General features: G+C 43.6%; 18 protein-coding genes and 1 tRNA gene. 12 read left to right on the forward strand and 7 right to left on the reverse strand.

The annotated features are described in order from the left end of the window. Positions 1-6: 6 nt before the first annotated feature. Genes Sdiek1_RS13990 through Sdiek1_RS14000 form a run of 4 tightly spaced genes read right to left on the reverse strand, consistent with a single transcriptional unit; the run spans position 7 to position 3,491 of the window. Positions 7-912 carry an ABC transporter ATP-binding protein gene (locus Sdiek1_RS13990; RefSeq protein WP_238099034.1) on the reverse strand — a complete coding sequence of 302 codons (906 nt, stop codon included), beginning with the start codon at positions 910-912 and terminating at the stop codon, positions 7-9. Further along, complete coding sequence (locus tag Sdiek1_RS15640) at positions 909-1,895, reverse strand: ABC transporter permease (RefSeq protein ID WP_369688510.1); 987 nt, start codon at positions 1,893-1,895, stop codon at positions 909-911. The genes Sdiek1_RS13990 and Sdiek1_RS15640 overlap by 4 nt, the downstream gene beginning before the upstream one ends. After that, positions 1,876-2,472, reverse strand: coding sequence for an ABC transporter permease family protein (locus Sdiek1_RS15365; RefSeq protein ID WP_238099037.1), 597 nt, complete (start codon positions 2,470-2,472; stop codon positions 1,876-1,878). The genes Sdiek1_RS15640 and Sdiek1_RS15365 overlap by 20 nt, the downstream gene beginning before the upstream one ends. After that, on the reverse strand, positions 2,472-3,491 hold the full coding sequence (locus Sdiek1_RS14000) for a Fe(3+) ABC transporter substrate-binding protein (protein WP_087439667.1): 1,020 nt from the start codon (positions 3,489-3,491) through the stop codon (positions 2,472-2,474). The genes Sdiek1_RS15365 and Sdiek1_RS14000 overlap by 1 nt, the downstream gene beginning before the upstream one ends. Positions 3,492-3,785: 294 nt before the next feature. On the opposite strand from Sdiek1_RS14000, the gene Sdiek1_RS14005 reads away from it, so the two are divergent. The 12 genes from Sdiek1_RS14005 (at position 3,786) to mnmA (ending at position 15,068) form a co-directional block, all read left to right on the forward strand. Next, positions 3,786-4,013: a DUF2061 domain-containing protein gene (locus Sdiek1_RS14005; protein ID WP_087439668.1), complete on the forward strand. Its 228-nt coding sequence runs from the start codon at positions 3,786-3,788 to the stop codon at positions 4,011-4,013. Then, the gene (locus tag Sdiek1_RS14010) at positions 4,010-4,705 is read left to right on the forward strand and encodes a phosphoadenylyl-sulfate reductase (protein ID WP_087439669.1); all 696 of its coding nucleotides are present in this window, start codon (positions 4,010-4,012) and stop codon (positions 4,703-4,705) included. The genes Sdiek1_RS14005 and Sdiek1_RS14010 overlap by 4 nt, the downstream gene beginning before the upstream one ends. 1 nt (position 4,706) lies before the next feature. Beyond that, complete coding sequence (gene cysD / locus Sdiek1_RS14015; protein WP_087439670.1) at positions 4,707-5,585, forward strand: sulfate adenylyltransferase subunit CysD; 879 nt, start codon at positions 4,707-4,709, stop codon at positions 5,583-5,585. After that, positions 5,585-6,958 carry a sulfate adenylyltransferase subunit 1 gene (locus Sdiek1_RS14020; protein ID WP_087439671.1) on the forward strand — a complete coding sequence of 458 codons (1,374 nt, stop codon included), beginning with the start codon at positions 5,585-5,587 and terminating at the stop codon, positions 6,956-6,958. Before cysD ends, Sdiek1_RS14020 begins: the two co-directional genes overlap by 1 nt. Positions 6,959-7,088: 130 nt before the next feature. Next, the gene (gene thiS / locus Sdiek1_RS14025) at positions 7,089-7,295 is read left to right on the forward strand and encodes a sulfur carrier protein ThiS (protein WP_087439672.1); all 207 of its coding nucleotides are present in this window, start codon (positions 7,089-7,091) and stop codon (positions 7,293-7,295) included. Further along, the gene (locus Sdiek1_RS14030; protein ID WP_087439673.1) at positions 7,292-8,098 is read left to right on the forward strand and encodes a HesA/MoeB/ThiF family protein; all 807 of its coding nucleotides are present in this window, start codon (positions 7,292-7,294) and stop codon (positions 8,096-8,098) included. The genes thiS and Sdiek1_RS14030 overlap by 4 nt, the downstream gene beginning before the upstream one ends. Next, a complete protein-coding gene (locus Sdiek1_RS14035; protein WP_087439674.1) occupies positions 8,095-8,490 on the forward strand; it encodes a M67 family metallopeptidase in 396 nt (131 codons plus the stop codon). The genes Sdiek1_RS14030 and Sdiek1_RS14035 overlap by 4 nt, the downstream gene beginning before the upstream one ends. A gap of 174 nt (positions 8,491-8,664) precedes the next feature. Beyond that, positions 8,665-10,947: a ferredoxin-like domain-containing protein gene (locus Sdiek1_RS14040; protein ID WP_087439675.1), complete on the forward strand. Its 2,283-nt coding sequence runs from the start codon at positions 8,665-8,667 to the stop codon at positions 10,945-10,947. Further along, positions 10,944-12,212 carry a uroporphyrinogen-III C-methyltransferase gene (gene cobA, locus Sdiek1_RS14045; protein WP_087439676.1) on the forward strand — a complete coding sequence of 423 codons (1,269 nt, stop codon included), beginning with the start codon at positions 10,944-10,946 and terminating at the stop codon, positions 12,210-12,212. The genes Sdiek1_RS14040 and cobA overlap by 4 nt, the downstream gene beginning before the upstream one ends. A gap of 147 nt (positions 12,213-12,359) precedes the next feature. After that, a complete protein-coding gene (locus Sdiek1_RS14050) occupies positions 12,360-13,583 on the forward strand; it encodes an aminotransferase class I/II-fold pyridoxal phosphate-dependent enzyme (RefSeq protein WP_087439677.1) in 1,224 nt (407 codons plus the stop codon). 108 nt (positions 13,584-13,691) lie between these two features. After that, positions 13,692-13,767, forward strand: a tRNA-Thr gene (locus tag Sdiek1_RS14055). Between the two features lie 281 nt (positions 13,768-14,048). After that, positions 14,049-15,068, forward strand: a complete 1,020-nt coding sequence (mnmA, locus tag Sdiek1_RS14060) for a tRNA 2-thiouridine(34) synthase MnmA (protein ID WP_087439678.1) — start codon at positions 14,049-14,051, stop codon at positions 15,066-15,068. Positions 15,069-15,085: 17 nt separating this feature from the next. Here the strand turns inward: mnmA and Sdiek1_RS14065 are convergent, their stop codons facing one another. Genes Sdiek1_RS14065 through Sdiek1_RS14075 form a run of 3 tightly spaced genes read right to left on the reverse strand, consistent with a single transcriptional unit; the run spans position 15,086 to position 16,245 of the window. Further along, a complete protein-coding gene (locus tag Sdiek1_RS14065; RefSeq protein WP_161492057.1) occupies positions 15,086-15,547 on the reverse strand; it encodes a C-GCAxxG-C-C family protein in 462 nt (153 codons plus the stop codon). Between the two features lie 9 nt (positions 15,548-15,556). Next, positions 15,557-15,787: a thioredoxin family protein gene (locus Sdiek1_RS14070; protein WP_087439680.1), complete on the reverse strand. Its 231-nt coding sequence runs from the start codon at positions 15,785-15,787 to the stop codon at positions 15,557-15,559. Continuing rightward, the gene (locus tag Sdiek1_RS14075; RefSeq protein WP_087439681.1) at positions 15,784-16,245 is read right to left on the reverse strand and encodes a rhodanese-like domain-containing protein; all 462 of its coding nucleotides are present in this window, start codon (positions 16,243-16,245) and stop codon (positions 15,784-15,786) included. The genes Sdiek1_RS14070 and Sdiek1_RS14075 overlap by 4 nt, the downstream gene beginning before the upstream one ends. Positions 16,246-16,251: the final 6 nt, after the last annotated feature.

Here is a 16,251-nt window from a genome sequence, read left to right on the forward strand (position 1 = left end):
TCTCGCCTACACTGAGCTATCATCAAAACTGTACGCCATCAGCGTTTCTTCTTCAAACGCCAAGGTGATTTCATAGAAATTGCCGTAAAACACAATCGCTTGAATGCGTGCTTGGTGGGAAAAACCCTTACCTAAAACGATGGCATCAAGTCTGCAATAGCGCTTTTGAAAACCTTGTGAAAAGCGTTGGGGTAAGATATTGATCTTGCCTAAGAAATTGGCGCAGTAAAGAGAATTGGGGCGATTGTAAATCTCTTTGGGCGTGCCGATTTGCAAAAGATCACCGCCGTCCATAATGGCAATGCGATCGGAGAGGTAAAACGCATCTTCTTTGTCGTGCGTGATGAACAGCGCTGTGATGCCAAACAGTTTGATCATCTCTTTAAGTTCGCTTCGTAAAATGGTTCGTAACTCCGTGTCAATGTTGCTCAGTGGTTCATCGAGCAGTAAAATTTTGGGCTTATCCAAGATGGCACGGGCTAACGCAACACGCTGTTGCTGACCGCCGCTGATCTCGTGCGGGTACTTGGAAGAGAGCGTTTCGATCTTGGTTTTTTGCATGACATGTAAAACTTCTTCTGAGCTTGCTTTGCTTCCAAACGCGATATTTTGAGCGATGTTTAAGTGCGGCAAAAGGGCATAATTTTGAAAAACGATGGCGATTTCACGCTGGTTAGGAGGCAGGTTTGTTTTGGCATCGTAAACAACCGTATTACCGATACAAATCGTACCACTATCAGGATTTTCAAGACCGCTAATCATACGCAAAAGGGTGGTTTTTCCACTCCCACTTCTGCCCAAAACGCTAAATATCTCGCCCTCGTTGATCGTAAAACTGATCTCATTGGCGACACACACACTGCCTTTGCAAAAACGTTTGTGCAAATGCTCAATACTTACGATAGGTTTCATCGTCGACCTCGTACAAATTTTGAATTAAGAAGTAACACCGCAATGGCGGTTGTGCCCACCAACAAAAGCGATGGTAACGCACTTTTATAAAGAATCTCGTTGCTCGCAAGCTCGTAAATGCGAATGGCTATCGTGTCGTAATTAAACGGTCTTAACAGCAAGGTTGCGGGAAGCTCTTTGGCAAGATCAATGTAGAGAATCAAAAAACCGCTCAAAAGGTAAGGTCGCATCAGTGGCAGGTAAACACGCATTATACGCTCCCAAAGACTCGTACCAAAAACCATCGTCGCATCATCGATACTTTTATCGATCTTGCTAAATCCATTTTCAACCGAGCCAATGCTGGCCGCAAAATAGCGTGTTAGGTACGCAAAAATAAGGGCAAAAAAGCTTCCCCCTAAAACGACTTTCCCCACACTTTGGTCAATAAAATTGGTAAAGAGTAAAATGCCAATACTCACAATGGCTCCTGGAATGGAGTACCCAAGGATGGAGAGTTTATGGCTGATGGCGCCCAGTCTGCTTGGGTAAAACCGAAGGGCATACACCATCATAAACGCTAGCGTGATAATGCAAAGCGCCGAGAAAATATTGAGGCTGAGCGTTCGAGAAAGATAGCTCAAAGCTCCCCAATCAAGGCTGTCCCAATCAAGATAGAACCAATATACCAACACACCTGTTGGAATCAAAAGTGTTGCCATGCAAATCAGAAGCGAAAGGCTAAAGGCTAGAACGTTGCGATAACCCTCTAAAACAATTTTCGGTGCCTTAGAAGCGCTGTGCGTTGAGCTGATAAAACGAAACCGAGCTCTAAGTCTGGCTTCTGCAAATAAAAGGACAAAAACAATCCCCAACATCACAATCGCAAGGTTGATCGCCTCACTCAAATTGCCATACCCAAACCAACTTTTAAAAATGCCCACACTAAACGTCTCGACACCAAAGTATGCCACCGTACCGTAGTCACTGAGCACTTCCATCATCGCAAGGACTAACCCCACAAAAATAGCAGGATACGCCAAAGGCAGATAGACGGTAAAAAAAGGCTTTGCAAAAAGAGAGCTGTTTGAGTGAAACGAGTTCAACCACCGTGGAAGAGATCGAAGCAAACGAAACACGCGCCAAGATAAAAACATACGGATACATCGCAAACGATAAAATCGCAACCACCCCATACACATTTAAAATATCCAGTTTTAATTTTGGAAGCGATACAAGCGTGGAAAGAATGCCATGAAATTCAAAAAAGCCCACATAGGTATAGCCAATGATGTACGCAGGAAATGCCAAAGGAAGGACAAACGCGAGGCTGAAAAAACGACTGCCAACATAAACATATCGTGCACTTAAAAAAGCACTGCTGATGCCTAAGAGCAGCACCAAAAAGGCGGTGCCTAAGAGCACAAACAGCGTGTTTTTACTGTAAAGCCATAACTCTGCTTGATTGATCGTTGCCACTCCAAAATCACTTTGCGCAATAAAATAAACGATCAGCGAAGCAATGGGAAGAAAGATGACCAGCCCCAAAAAAGGGGCTAGTAAGTAGTTGAACTTTTGCATTAGCGCCAGTTTGCTTTTGTGGCAATCTCAACGGCTTTTTTGGTGTATTTGCCCACTTCGGAAGGAGGTAAAGTGTCCTCTTTAAATGTTCCAAAGGTCGCAACCGTTCCAGAAGCCTTGACCGCAGGATTGGCAGGATATTCATAGTTCGCTTCCGCAAAAATGGTTTGCGCCTCAGCGCTGCTTAAAAACTCGATCAATTTGATCGCATTCTCTTTGTTTTTAGCATACTTCGTTACACCCGCACCACTGATGTTGATGTGTGTTCCCTCTGCCTTTTGCGCTGGGAAAAAGAGCTTTACACTTTTCGCAATTTCAACGTCTTTAGGATCTTTGCTATTGAGCATAATACCTAAATAGTAAGTATTCACAATCGCTAAGTCGCCCTCTCCGCTGGCAACCGCTTTAATCTGATCGCGGTCGTTTCCTTTAGGCTCTCTTGCCAAATTTGCGACTAACCCTTTGGCAAATTCCAACGCTTTGGCTTCACCGTGATTAGCGATAATGGAGGCTAAAAGCGATTTATTGTACGCTGCAGAAGAGCTACGGGTAAGAATTTTACCTTTAAATTTAGGATTGCTCAAATCCAAATAACTGCCCAGTTCTTTTTCAGAGATTTTTTCTGGATTATAGACAAAAATACGCGCACGCTTGGTCAGTGCGAACCATTCATGTTCATGATCTCTAAGATGCGCAGGAATATTTTCCTCCAGTGTTTTAGAAGCGATAGGCTGCAAAAGATGCGCCTCTTTGGCTTCGTATAAATTGCCAATATCAGAAGTCAGTAAAACGTCAGCCGGTGAGTTAGAGCCCTCAATTTTGAGCTTGGAGACAAGCTCTTCGGCTTTAGCGGTGATGACATTGACTTTAATGCCACTTTGTTTTTCAAACGCTTCAAACAGAAGTTTGTCACTGTCATAATGCCTGTGAGAGTAGACATTGACTTCACTGGCCATCGCAAAGCCAGACGTGATGCTAAGGCCTATAAAGAGTTTTAAAAGATGAGATGAAATGCTCATGGGTATATTTCCTTATACTAATTTTGTGAACAAAGCATACTTGAAAATCCTTTAATAAATCATAATAACCATTATCAAATAAAAAATTAAAGCTTTTTTGTTTTTGCTACACCCCAAATAATCTCACACCTAAGCAGATAAATTTATTCTTTATTTTTTCGTCTAATTTTTATCACTTAAACTAAACTTTTTGAGAAAAATCAATTGTAAATTTTATACATTACTATTCTAATAAACTTACTTGACAATACTCTACTAAAATGCTATGATTCTGAAAATTAAAAAGGAGGCAACATGGTAGAGGATAAAAAACGTAGTATCGTCAAAGCAATCTCATGGAGAACACTCGGAACGGTTGATACCATGTTGATCAGTTTTATCGTCACAGGAAGTCCACTTGCCGCCATCTCTATTGGCGGATTTGAGCTTATCACTAAAACGTTGCTCTATTACTTTCATGAGCGCGCATGGAACAAAATCGATTTTGGGCGAGAAAAAACACACTTAGAGTATCAGATATGAACCAAAACTATGAGGTAAAAGTCGCTGAAGCGATTAACACCCTTCAAGAACTTGTTGGAGCCAAAGCTCTTAAAGTCACATTGGCATTTAGCCATCAAAGTGAAGACGCCATCAACATCTCACTTGCGCAAAAAGCGGGCATTGATTTTGATATTTTTACGCTTGAAACACACAAACTTTTTGATGAATCGTTAGTATATGAAAAAGAGATCGAAGCCTTTTTTGGGCTTACCATCAAACGCTTTAGCGCAAGTGACGAACAGATCAAAGCTTTAGAAGCAAAGGTCGGAGAATTCGGCATCTTTGATGATATCAACCTTCGCAAAGAGTGTTGCCATGTACGCAAGCTCATCCCTTTAGCCCACGCACTTAAAGGGTATGATGGCTGGATCAGCGGTATTCGCATCGCGCAGTCCATTACTAGAAGCGACACAAAACTGGTCGAGTTTGATGGAAAGTTTGAGCTTTTAAAATTCAACCCTATCGCCTATTTTAGCGATGAAGAGGTGGCGCGTTATATGCGTGAAAACGCTATACCTCAAAATGCCTTATACGCCAAAGGCTTTAAAAGCATCGGCTGTAAGCCCTGCACACGCGCCATTTCTGAGGGCGAAGATATCAGAGCAGGCAGATGGTGGTGGGAGAACCCTGAACATAAAGAGTGCGGATTGCATCTGCATAAAAAGGATTGATATGGATCATTTAGACAGACTCGAAGCCCAGAGTATCTACATTTTGAGAGAAGCTTACAGAAGCTTCCCAAATCTTGCCATGCTTTGGAGCATCGGCAAAGATAGCACGGTACTTTTGTGGCTCACACGAAAAGCATTTTTTGGGCATGTGCCCTATCCGCTCGTGCACATCGACACCGCGTTTAAAATACCTGAGATGATCAAATACCGCGATGAAATCGCGATTCAATGGGACTTAAACCTCGTTGTTGGGCAAAACAAAGAAGCGCTGGCAAAGGGTGAAACCTTTGTCAATGGACTTGATCGCCTCAGCTGCTGTAAAAAGCTTAAAAGCGACGCGCTCAAAAATACGCTTGATGGAACATGGGCACGCCGTAAATGGAATCCTTACAAAAAAGTATGGGAAGATGAGCTAAACGGAGCACCGTATACGGGCGTGATCGTTGGTGTTCGTGCCGATGAAGAAGGCAGTCGCTCCAAAGAGCGTGTTTTTTCAGCACGTGATGAAAAGAGCGAATGGGATGCGAGTACCCAACCACCAGAGCTTTGGAACCAGTATAAAACCGATTTTGCACCTGGAACGCATGTGCGCATCCACCCACTTTTGGAGTGGACGGAGCTGAACATTTGGGAGTACATTGAGAGGGAAAATATTCCTATTATCAACCTCTATTTTGACCAAGGTAATGGTAAACGCTACCGATCACTCGGATGTTTTCCGTGTACGGCACCTGTGGACTCTGTGGCTCGTAATCCAAAAGAGATCATCGAAGAGCTTACCAGTGGTAAGTTTAAAGATATCGCGGAACGCTCAGGCAGAGCGCAAGATAAAGACGGCGGCGGCACACTTGAAGCACTAAGAAAAGAAGGATATATGTAATGCAAAGACTCAATATTGTCATCACAGGACACGTCGATCATGGTAAGAGTACGCTCATCGGGCGTCTTCTTGCCGACACCGACTCATTGCCACAAGGAAAACTTGAGAGTGTGAAAAAGATGTGTGAAAACAATGCACGTCCCTTTGAGTATGCCTTCTTGCTCGACGCACTAGCCGATGAGCAAAAGCAAGGCATTACGATAGACAGTGCGCGCGTCTTTTTTCAAAGTAAAAAACGAGAGTACATCATCATCGACGCTCCTGGTCACATCGAATTTTTGAAAAACATGATCAGTGGAGCGTCTCGCGCGGAGGCGGCTTTACTTCTCATCGACGCTAAAGAGGGCGTGGCGGAAAACTCCAAACGTCACGGAATGCTTCTTTCCCTTTTGGGCATCAAACAAGTGGCGATTGTGGTCAATAAAATGGACTTGGTAAACTTTAGTGAAATCGCCTTTACAAAACTGAAAGTGGAGTACAGCGAATACTTGGCGACACTTGGGATTAAAAGCGACATTTTCATCCCGATCAGTGCAAGAGAAGGTGTAAACCTCATCGAGCATGCCAAAGAGACCCCTTGGTACAAAGGACCAACGGTTTTAGAAATTTTAGATAGTTTCAAAAGCGTGGAAGAAAAAGAGAATGATGACTTTAGAATGCCATTACAAGATGTGTACAAGTTTACACGCGACAACGATGACCGTCGAATTTATGCGGGAACCGTCACCAGTGGCGAGCTCAATGTGGGTGATGAAGTGGTTTTTTATCCATCTTTGAAACGCTCCAAAGTCGCAAGCATCGAGAGTTTTAACACCGAAGTCAAAACGAGTGTTAAAGAAAGCGAAGCCATTGGCTTTACGCTTGAAACACAGATTTACGTGCGAAATGGCGATGTGGTAGCCCGTGCAGACCAGAGTGCGCCAAAAGTCAGTAACCGATTTGAAGCGAATCTCTTTTGGTTAGGCGCAAAACCGTTGGAACTGGATAAACCCTACAAGATCAAGATCGGTTCGGCGCAAAGTACCATCTATCTTGAAGAGATCAAACGCGTGATCGATGGCGATACGCTAGACCATGCCGATGAACCAAGTGTAGGTCGTCATGAAGCGGCGTGTGTCATCTTTAGAGTGCATGATCTTTTGGCAATGGAATTATTTTCCGAGAACCAAAAGTTAGGTCGTTTTGTCATCGTCGATGAATTTGACATCGCAGGTGGTGGTATCATCACTGAAGTGTTAGAGCAGTACACCACACGTCGTACAAAGTCTTTACATGTAAGCGATGTTTTGGTCGACAAAGCAAGCACCAGTGCAGAGTTTGAAGAGGAGCTTTTTGCCCTACTTCGTAAACATTTTCCACATCAGTTCCATTAAGGCGAGTTCTTGAAGAACTCTCTACACGCTTTGAGGGCAAAGCTCTCAAAGCTACGTTAACACTGGGTTTTCCTCGGCGGAATGCCCGCGCACCCTTGGTGCTTTTAAATTTGATACACAAAGGACAACCATGAAATTAACCATTAACGGCGACGTAAAAGAGATTAAGGATGGCGTTAGCTTACCTGAATTACTCATTATTGAAAATGTAGAGCAACCTGACATGGTCTCGGTACAGCTCAATGATGAATTTGTAAGACAAGACGAACACAAAAGTATTACCCTAAAAGATGGCGATGAGATCAACTTTTTATATTTTATGGGAGGTGGCGCGTGAAAGAGTTTAGCGATGAGGAATTAGAGCGTTATTCGCGCCACATCATCCTCCAAGACGTCGGTATTGAAGGACAAGAGAAGATTGCCAATTCAAAAGTTTTAGTCATCGGTGCAGGCGGGCTTGGCTCTCCTGTAGCGCTTTACTTAGCGGCCGCAGGTGTGGGTGAAATCGGTATCGTGGATGGCGATGTAGTCGATCTTTCAAACCTTCAACGTCAAGTCATTCACGCCACATCAGACATTGGTGTGCCTAAAGTGCTCTCGGCGAAAGCGAAAATGGAAGCGATCAATCCGAATGTTAAAGTGACCGTCTATCAAAAATTCTTAGACGCTTCCAACATTTTAGACATCGTCAAAGGCTACGACTTTGTCATCGATGGAACCGACAATTTTTCGGCAAAATTTTTGATTAACGATGCGTGTGTTTTAGCAAATGTCCCTTATTCTCATGGTGGTATTTTACGTTTTGGTGGACAAACGATGACGATTAAACCGCACGAGAGCGCATGTTACGCCTGTGTGTTTGACAGCCCTCCTCCTGCAAATGCCATTCCGACATGTTCAAGTGCGGGCATCTTAGGAGCGGTTGCAGGAATGCTTGGAACCATCCAAGCCGCAGAAGCACTCAAGTACATCGTGGGTGTCGGTGAGCCCCTTTACAACAGGCTCTTAACCTTTGATGCGAAAACAATGAATTTTAGAAATGTGAATTTCAAGAAAAACCCAAAATGTCGCGTCTGTGGTGGAGAGGGAATCAAAGAGATACGAGATTATGAAGCGGTTGTCTGTGAGGCAAAGCTATGATAAAAATCCCACAAAGCGTGTACGATGAGATCGTCGCACACGCGCTTAGAGATAACCCGATTGAAGCATGTGGTTATCTTGCGGGGATCAATGGCGAAGTGAAATACGCCATCCATATGAAAAATACGGATGCAAGCAATGAACACTTCAGCTTTGATCCGCAAGAGCAGTTTGACGCGTTTAAAAAGACGCAAAAAGAAGGGTTGAGACTGATCTCTGTTTATCACTCTCACCCAGAAACACCCGCACGTCCAAGCGAAGAGGACATTCGTTTAGCGTTTGATCCCAATGTCAGCTACATTATCGTCTCACTTGCAGGCGAAGTACCTGATATGAAGTCATTTATTATTAAAAACAAAACGGTTGAAAAAGAAGAAATTAACATTATTTAGAGTTATGAAGAAGGCGCGTAGAAAAAATCCGAGTAAAACACTTTGAGCCGATGGGACGAATAAGCGGAGCGTTTCGGGGCTCCCATCGTGCCTCAACCGTGTTGCAAGAGGATTTATTTCGGAAGCTGCCTTCTTCATTAAAACGTTTACATGTAACGATAAGGAGTTACGATTATGAGCCACTATATTATTCCCCAAATGGTCTACGATGACTTGGAAATTTTCAAAAAAAATCATGCCGAATTTTTAGCAGGCACACTGGATGATCTCACCTTTAAAACGATGCGCGTTCCCTTTGGCGTGTACGAACAACGTGAAGCCAATACCTTTATGGTGCGCATCAAACTGGCTGGCGGTATCCTAACCCCCAAACAACTTTTAACACTCTCAGACTTGGCAGAGAAGTACGCGCACGAGGCGATTCACATCACCACGCGTGGTGGCGCACAGCTCCACTATGTCAAGATTGAAGATATTATCAGTATTATCGAAACCTTGCACAGCATCGACCTCAGTGGTCGTGGTGGCGGAGGAAATACCGTCCGTAATGTCATGGCTGATCCACTTGCAGGCACAGCGAAAGATGAGATTTTCGATGTTTCACCTTATGCCCTTGCGATTACCTCTAAAATGCTAGAGCAAAAAGACTCGTTTGCGCTTCCTCGAAAGTTCAAAATCACCTTTAGTGGCTCAGAAGCAGACCGTGGTTATGCTACGATTCACGATGTTGGTTTTATCGCCAAGATTCAAGATGGCGTGAAAGGCTTTAAACTCTTTACGGCTGGCGGTATGGGTGCAAAATCTCGCTTAGGAACAAAGCTTCGCGATTTCGTGCCAGATACCGAAGTCTTTTTATACTCTCAAGCGATCAAACAAGTATTCGACAAATATGGCAACCGCAAAAATAAACATGCTGCGCGTCTTCGCTTCTTGTTTGAAGATCTAGGTCTTGAAGAGTTTAACAAACTCCTTGACGTGGAGCTTAAAGCGGTAAAAGCCAAAGGTGACTGGGAGATGCCAATCACTGAAATTGAACGTACGGTTGGCGACACAACGCATGAGCCTTTCGTTGTTCCTCAAAACATTAAAAAATGGTGGAACCGTTACGTTTACGCCCAAAAACAAGAGGGGCTTTACGGATGTAAAGTGCCTGTTCATTTAGGCGACATTCATTTCGAAAATGCACGCAACCTTGCCAATGCACTGCTTCCATTTGGCGAAGATGTGCTTCGTTTTACAGGAGATCAAAACCTTTACATCCGAAACCTTACAGCGCCTCAAATGGCAAGTTTGCACGACATCTTGCAAAAATTTTCTGTTGAAGTCTCTAAACCAACGCTCTTTGGCGATATGGTCGCGTGTACAGGTGCGGCAACGTGTCAACTCGGCATCGCTCGCCCCAGAGGTGCGGTGGATGCGATTCAAAAACGTCTCAATAAACTGATCGATGAGCGTGACTATGACGCCCTTCAAGGATTTAAAATCCATTTATCGGGTTGTCCGAACAGTTGTGGAAAGCACCTTATCGGCGATCTTGGATTTTTCGGAAAAGTCCAACGCAATGAGGGCTACTCCTACCCAGCGTACAACGTGGTAGCAGGCTCTCGCACGTCAGGTGATGGCAGTGTGTACGCGCAAAAAGCGGGTGATGTTGCCGCTTTTCATGTTCCTGCCTTTGTCGAAGAAGTTTTGGATACGTGGCTTTTACATGTAAAGGCTTACAAGAGTTTTGCAGACTGGATTGACGATGGCGGGCTTGCTATCATCACTGAAATCAGCAAAAAATACGTGGATATCCCTTCATTCAAAGAGGATAAAAACCCTTACTTTGACTATGATGCGGTGGAACTCTTCTCACTAAAAGGAAGAGGAACAGGAGAATGTAGTGCAGGTATGTACGACCTTATCGAAGCCGATAAAAAGGCACTTAAAGAAGCACTTGAAAAAGAGGAAAAAGACTATGAGTTGATTCGTCTTTTGGCGGCTCGTATGCTTTTGGTCACACGTGGAGAGGATGCGCGCGATAAAGCAGGCGTATTGAAAGCCTTTAAAACACTTTTTATTGACACGACACTGCTCAACGCCTATTTTGGAACGATGTTAGAGGGCGATGCCGATGAAAAATCCATCGAGCTGGCAGAAGAAGTTATCAAGCTTTACGAGACAATGGATAATACCCTTAAATTTGCCAAAGAGAAAGAGTTAGCGGCGGCAAATGCGCCTAAAGAAGAAAAATCAGCCCATTTTAAAGACCTTAGTGGCGTTGCGTGCCCGATGAACTTCGTGAAAACGAAGATGGAACTCTCTAAAATTGGAAGCGGTGAGGTCTTGGAGATTTTACTCGATGATGGCGCACCGATTGATAACGTGCCAAAATCGGTGGCAAGTGAAGGACACACCGTCGAAGCGACCACGAAAGAAGGCAATGGCTGGCGTGTCAGGATCGTGAAAAAATGAGCACTCTAGGCATCGCACTCACGCCAAAACGCACGCTTTTGATCGGGGCGGGCAAAGTCGCCGCACAAAAAGCGCGCGTACTGGACAGTCTTGATTTTGCGTACGAAATCGTCGCAGAATCAAGGCTCGATGCCTATTTTGATTCCAAAATCTTTACATGTAAAACGTTTGAGGACAGTGATGCTGAGGGTTTTGAGGTGATTATTGATGCGACGGGCAATGAGCAAGTGACCCAGCGTTTGGTCGCGCTCAAACCGATTCATCATTTTTGGCTCAACGTGGTTGATGTGCCAGAACTGTGCGATTTTTACTTTAGCGCACTCACGCGTCGTGGTGACATTCAAGTCGCTGTCAGCAGTGGCGGCAGTTCGCCCACCTTGGCACAAGTGATTCGTGATAAGATCGAGAAAATTTTACCGCGTGATTTGACTGCACTCATCGACAGACTGAAAACCGAGCGCAAAAAGCCAGACCGTGATTTGGATAAACTCAAAGAGATCGCCAAAGCAGGTGTGGGAAAAGTCTTTTTGATCGGCTGTGGAACGGGGTATGTGGGTAATCTCACATTAGATGCTTTAAATGCCTTTGAACTGCTCGATGTTGCGTTGGTGGATGCGTTGGTTTCAGAGGAAATTCGCGCCCTCATTCCGCTTACATGTAAAGTGGTCGATGTGAGCAAAAAGAAAGGATTTCACTCTAAAAGCCAAGATGAAATTAACGCGCTTTTGGTCGAATATGCCAAACAAGGACTTGTCGTTGGACGCCTTAAAGGTGGCGACCCGCTTCTGTTTGGTCGCTTGGGAGAAGAGAAACAAGTTTTGGCACAACATGGCATTGCATTTGAGGTGATCAATGGCATTACCTCAGCCCTAAGATCATGCACCGTTTCAGGTATTGTGCCCACGATTCGTGATATTTCCAAAGGGGTGACTATCGTCTCTGCGCACCTTCGTGAGACGCTTTTTAACGATGATTGGGTGAGCATTTTAAAACAGCCTTTGCATACGGTCATTGTTTTAATGGCGCACAGTTTTGCGAAAAAAATCGAAGATGCCATAGCCAAACAAAACATCGACCCCAACCTTCCTGCGGCATTTGTCTCGAAGATTGACCTGCCCGATCAAGTCACCATAGTGGGAACTGTGGGAAAATTAGATAAAATGAGCGCATTATGTGCCACACCAGCGGTCTTAATCATCGGTGAGTGCGTCGCACGTGAGAACATAGTACCCGCTGAGAATAGCGGAAAAATTATTTACATGTAAACGTAAATCAGCTATCGAAAAAACCCTTTCTCGACACGGTTGAGGCATGATGTGTTTCCCGAAACGCTCACGCTTTTCGTCCCATCGGCTCAAAGTGTCTCGTGCGGAATTTTTTCTACGCGATTTACCTACAAAGAAGGATATTTTATGGGATTTACCACCAAAGCATTGCACGCCAAACCTGCACACAAAGACCAACATGGCGCAATGCGCTTCCCCATCTACCAAAGTTCAGCCTTTGAGTTTGAAAAAGCGGAAGATTTAGAGGCTGTTTTTAAAGGTCAAAAGATGGGGCATGTCTACACACGCTCCTCAAACCCTTCCATCGAAGAGTTTGAACTCAAAATCAAAGCCATCAGTGGTGCTTTTGGGGTTATCGCTACGGCAACAGGTATGGCGGCGATCTCTAATGCGCTGTTTGCACTGGTGAAAAGTGGCGACAACATCCTCACCACTAAATTTTTGTTCGGCAACACGCTCTCGTTGTTTCAAACCCTTTTCAGCGATTTTGGAGTGGAAGTACGTTATGTCGATGTGAATGATCTTGAGGAAATCTCGAAAAATATCGATGCAAAAACACGTCTGCTTTTTTGTGAAAGCGTAAGCAATCCACAACTGATCGTGCCTGATTTTGCAGCAATTAAAAGTGTTTTAAAAGAACACAACGTTCCTTTAATACTCGATACAACGATGACACCATGGAATATTTTTGATGCGAAAAAACATGGCGCAGATATAGAGATTATCTCCGCAACCAAATACATCAGCGGTGGTGGGCATGTTTTGGGTGGTTTAATTGTCGACAATGGCACGTTTAACTGGAAAAACCATGTGAATTTGGAGCCTTTTTTCAAAAAATTTGGTCCATTTGCCTTTATGGCACGTCTTCGCAAAGAGACCTTTAGAAACCTGGGTGCTTCACTGAGCGCTCAAAGTGCTTATTTGCTCTCTCTTGGCTTGGAAACCATGGATCTGAGAGTCCAACGCAGCTGTAGCAATGCTTTGGCGGTGGCAAAACACCTTCAAAGCAAAACGGACGTCGTGAGCGTGGATTATCCATTTTTGGAAAATTCCCGCGCTTATGCCAATGCGTCCAAACAGTTCAGCGGTGGTGGTGCAATTGTCACCTTTAGTTTAGAAAATAAAGAGAAAGCTTATGCGTTTTTAAATGCTCTTGCCATCATTAAACGCGGAACTAACATTCAAGACAACAAATCGTTAGTGATTGCACCGTATCATACGATTTACGCGGAGTATACTGATGAACAAAAAGCTTCCTATGAACTAAATGAGGGCATGATTCGCCTCTCTGTGGGCATTGAAGACTTAGAAGATTTACTGGCCGACATTGACCAAGCCTTAGCACACTAAGGTTTTTGGGGAGTGAAAAAACGTTTTACATGTAAAATGGTTCATTCACTCCCCAAATGAGGATACTTTTAAAGTAATACAAGTAAACATGGGGTAAAATTTCATCGCGCTGGTGTAGCTCAGTTGGTAGAGCAGTTGATCCGTAATCAACAGGTCGGGGGTTCGAGTCCCTTCACCAGCTCCAGCCTCTTTTAAAATCCCCATGTTTTAACGCTAAACGTTTACCTTCCCTGCCTTTTTCGCTTTACATGTAAAGAAAAGTAAAAAGTTTAGCCCTGACTCCTTTTTTGATTTTTTGAGCGTAGCGTGGGCTCACTGCCGAAGTGAACTCAGCGTTAGCGTAGCTTTTAGAGCTTTGCTTTAAAAGCGTATCAAAGATTAATGGTGCCCTATTTTGGGTCAACACGAAACGTAAAGACTTTTACTCTTTAGACGTCGAAATTGTAAATAAAAGAGAACACATCTATGAAAATTGCACTCCTTATGAGCGGCGGTATTGACTCCAGTTATTCCGCTTATCTGCTCAAAAACCAAGGGCATGAGGTCATTGGCATCTATCTCAAACTCCATGAGGATGAGAAAAAACATGCGATTAACATCGCTAACATCGAAAAAGTCAGCCATCATTTGGGCATTGAGACCCATGTATTAGACGCTAAAGCCCTTTTTAAAGAGCATGTCTATGACTACTTTGTGAGATCGTATGAGCAAGGACTCACGCCCAATCCGTGTGCCTTTTGTAACCCTAAAATGAAATTTGGGTTTGCGTTTGAAAAAGCGATGGAGATGGGATGCGACAAAATTGCCACAGGACATTACGCACGCATTGAAAACGGTCATATCAAAGAAGCATTTGATATGAGCAAAGATCAAAGCTATTTCCTCTTTGGGCTTAAAAAAGAGGTGATCGATAAGATCATTTTCCCACTAGGAAACATGCTTAAAAATGATATTAAACCTATTGCACTCAAAGAATTACCGTGGCTGGGAACATTAGAAACCTACAAAGAGTCTCAAGAAATTTGTTTTGTCACCGACACCTATATTGAAGTGTTGAAAAAACATATCAACGTCGATCAAAAGGGATTGATCAAAGATGTGAATGGCAAGGTGATTGGTGAACATAAAGGGTACATGCACTACACGATTGGCAAGCGCAAAGGCTTAACCATCAACGGAGCACACGACCCACATTTTGTCGTCAATATCGATGCGAAGACCAATACCGTGATTGCAGGAACCAAAGAAGACCTGCTTCAAACCCAAGTGGTTGCCGAAAATTTCTCGTTAAGTAACGATTTTCAAGAGGGTGAATATGCGGTTAAAGTACGCTACCGAAGTCCTAAAACCAAAGCGTATGTGAAAATTGACAATGGCAAGATCATCGCCAATCTTGAAGAGGGCGTTTTTGGACTCGCAAGCGGGCAAGCGCTCGTTGTCTACCAAGATGACCTCGTTATCGGCGGCGGTTGGATCGAAGCGTAAAAGAACTAAGAGCCGTTTTACAATGGCTCTTCTGCTTTACATGTAAGCATATGTTCTACCTCTTTAACCGCATAAACCACATAAAGATCGCACTTACAGGTTTTGCAGTTGCCCTCTTTAAATTTTTCTCCTGCATCAGGAGAACTGAGTGAAAAGCCCAAAAGTTTGGCACATTCACAGCTTCCAAAGGCTTTTTCAAAACGCTCTTTAAAGAGTTGTACATTGTGATAAAGTGGATCTTTGGGTGCACTTGCATTTGTTCGTCCTTGAAGCAGGGAAAGTGCCATAACTCCACCACTATATGCTCCACAAAGTCCACCTTCGCTGCGTGACAAACCACTTCCAAATCCTGAGGCAATGGCAGGAATCAATGGCGAATCAATGTCATGTTTTTCTGCGATGGTTTTTAAAACTGCTTCACTGCACACATACCCATTTGAAAAATACTCTAATGCTTTTTGCTCAACCGATTCATTCATCATTTTTCCCTACCCTAAGAGTGCCACAATTTCATCGACACTTAACAATTTACCACTACTAACAACTTTGCCATCAATAACCAAAGCAGGTGTAGAAGTCACTCCATAATGCATAATTTGCATGAGATCTTCTACTTTTTCGATTTGTGCAAACAGCCCTTTTTTAGCCACAGCCTCTTTTACATGTAATGTCAACGCTTGACATTTAGCACAGCCTGTTCCTAAAATTTCAATCTTCATTTTTTCTCCTTGGAAGCTTGATATTCCTCTAAAAACTCTTTTGCATTATCCCCACGTAAAAACTCAGCCACTTTTAAAAGCCCATCGTTGAGATACTTTGCGTTATACCCATTTTGCACCAAAAAAAGACGTGCAAGGTTGGATCTGTCATTATGCGGACATGCGGTGATGATAAGCTTATCTTTGGGAAGCTCATTCAAACGTTTTGGCAGTTCATTGAGCGGAATATTTTTCGCAAAATTCATATGCCACACTTCAAACTCTTCACGAAAACGGACATCCACCAAGATGGCTTTCCCCTCTTCAATCAGAACCAACATATCCGGTGTTTTGATCTTCATATTTTCACGCTCTTTATAGTCAAAATGGAGAAGATACTCCTCAAAACTTACCTTTTTGAGCTCATCTGCATGCAGCAAACCCACCATCAATAAAACAGCTATCACTACGTTTTGCATACTTTT

It is taken from the genome of Sulfurospirillum diekertiae (genome assembly GCF_002162315.1).
Taxonomy (GTDB): Bacteria; Campylobacterota; Campylobacteria; order Campylobacterales; family Sulfurospirillaceae; genus Sulfurospirillum.

Coding starts and splice junctions, on each gene's coding strand:
- Sdiek1_RS14065 (WP_161492057.1), bottom strand. CDS start 15,547: ATGAATGAATCGGTTGAGCAAAAAGCATTAGAGTATTTTTCAAATGGG.
- Sdiek1_RS14040 (WP_087439675.1), top strand. CDS start 8,665: ATGAGCCACTATATTATTCCCCAAATGGTCTACGATGACTTGGAAATT.
- Sdiek1_RS13990 (WP_238099034.1), bottom strand. CDS start 912: ATGAAACCTATCGTAAGTATTGAGCATTTGCACAAACGTTTTTGCAAA.
- mnmA (WP_087439678.1), top strand. CDS start 14,049: ATGAAAATTGCACTCCTTATGAGCGGCGGTATTGACTCCAGTTATTCC.
- Sdiek1_RS14050 (WP_087439677.1), top strand. CDS start 12,360: ATGGGATTTACCACCAAAGCATTGCACGCCAAACCTGCACACAAAGAC.
- cysD (WP_087439670.1), top strand. CDS start 4,707: ATGGATCATTTAGACAGACTCGAAGCCCAGAGTATCTACATTTTGAGA.
- Sdiek1_RS15640 (WP_369688510.1), bottom strand. CDS start 1,895: ATGATGGAAGTGCTCAGTGACTACGGTACGGTGGCATACTTTGGTGTC.
- Sdiek1_RS14035 (WP_087439674.1), top strand. CDS start 8,095: ATGATAAAAATCCCACAAAGCGTGTACGATGAGATCGTCGCACACGCG.
- Sdiek1_RS14070 (WP_087439680.1), bottom strand. CDS start 15,787: ATGAAGATTGAAATTTTAGGAACAGGCTGTGCTAAATGTCAAGCGTTG.
- cobA (WP_087439676.1), top strand. CDS start 10,944: ATGAGCACTCTAGGCATCGCACTCACGCCAAAACGCACGCTTTTGATC.
- Sdiek1_RS14005 (WP_087439668.1), top strand. CDS start 3,786: ATGGTAGAGGATAAAAAACGTAGTATCGTCAAAGCAATCTCATGGAGA.
- Sdiek1_RS14000 (WP_087439667.1), bottom strand. CDS start 3,491: ATGAGCATTTCATCTCATCTTTTAAAACTCTTTATAGGCCTTAGCATC.
- thiS (WP_087439672.1), top strand. CDS start 7,089: ATGAAATTAACCATTAACGGCGACGTAAAAGAGATTAAGGATGGCGTT.
- Sdiek1_RS14075 (WP_087439681.1), bottom strand. CDS start 16,245: ATGCAAAACGTAGTGATAGCTGTTTTATTGATGGTGGGTTTGCTGCAT.
- Sdiek1_RS14010 (WP_087439669.1), top strand. CDS start 4,010: ATGAACCAAAACTATGAGGTAAAAGTCGCTGAAGCGATTAACACCCTT.
- Sdiek1_RS14020 (WP_087439671.1), top strand. CDS start 5,585: ATGCAAAGACTCAATATTGTCATCACAGGACACGTCGATCATGGTAAG.
- Sdiek1_RS15365 (WP_238099037.1), bottom strand. CDS start 2,472: ATGCAAAAGTTCAACTACTTACTAGCCCCTTTTTTGGGGCTGGTCATC.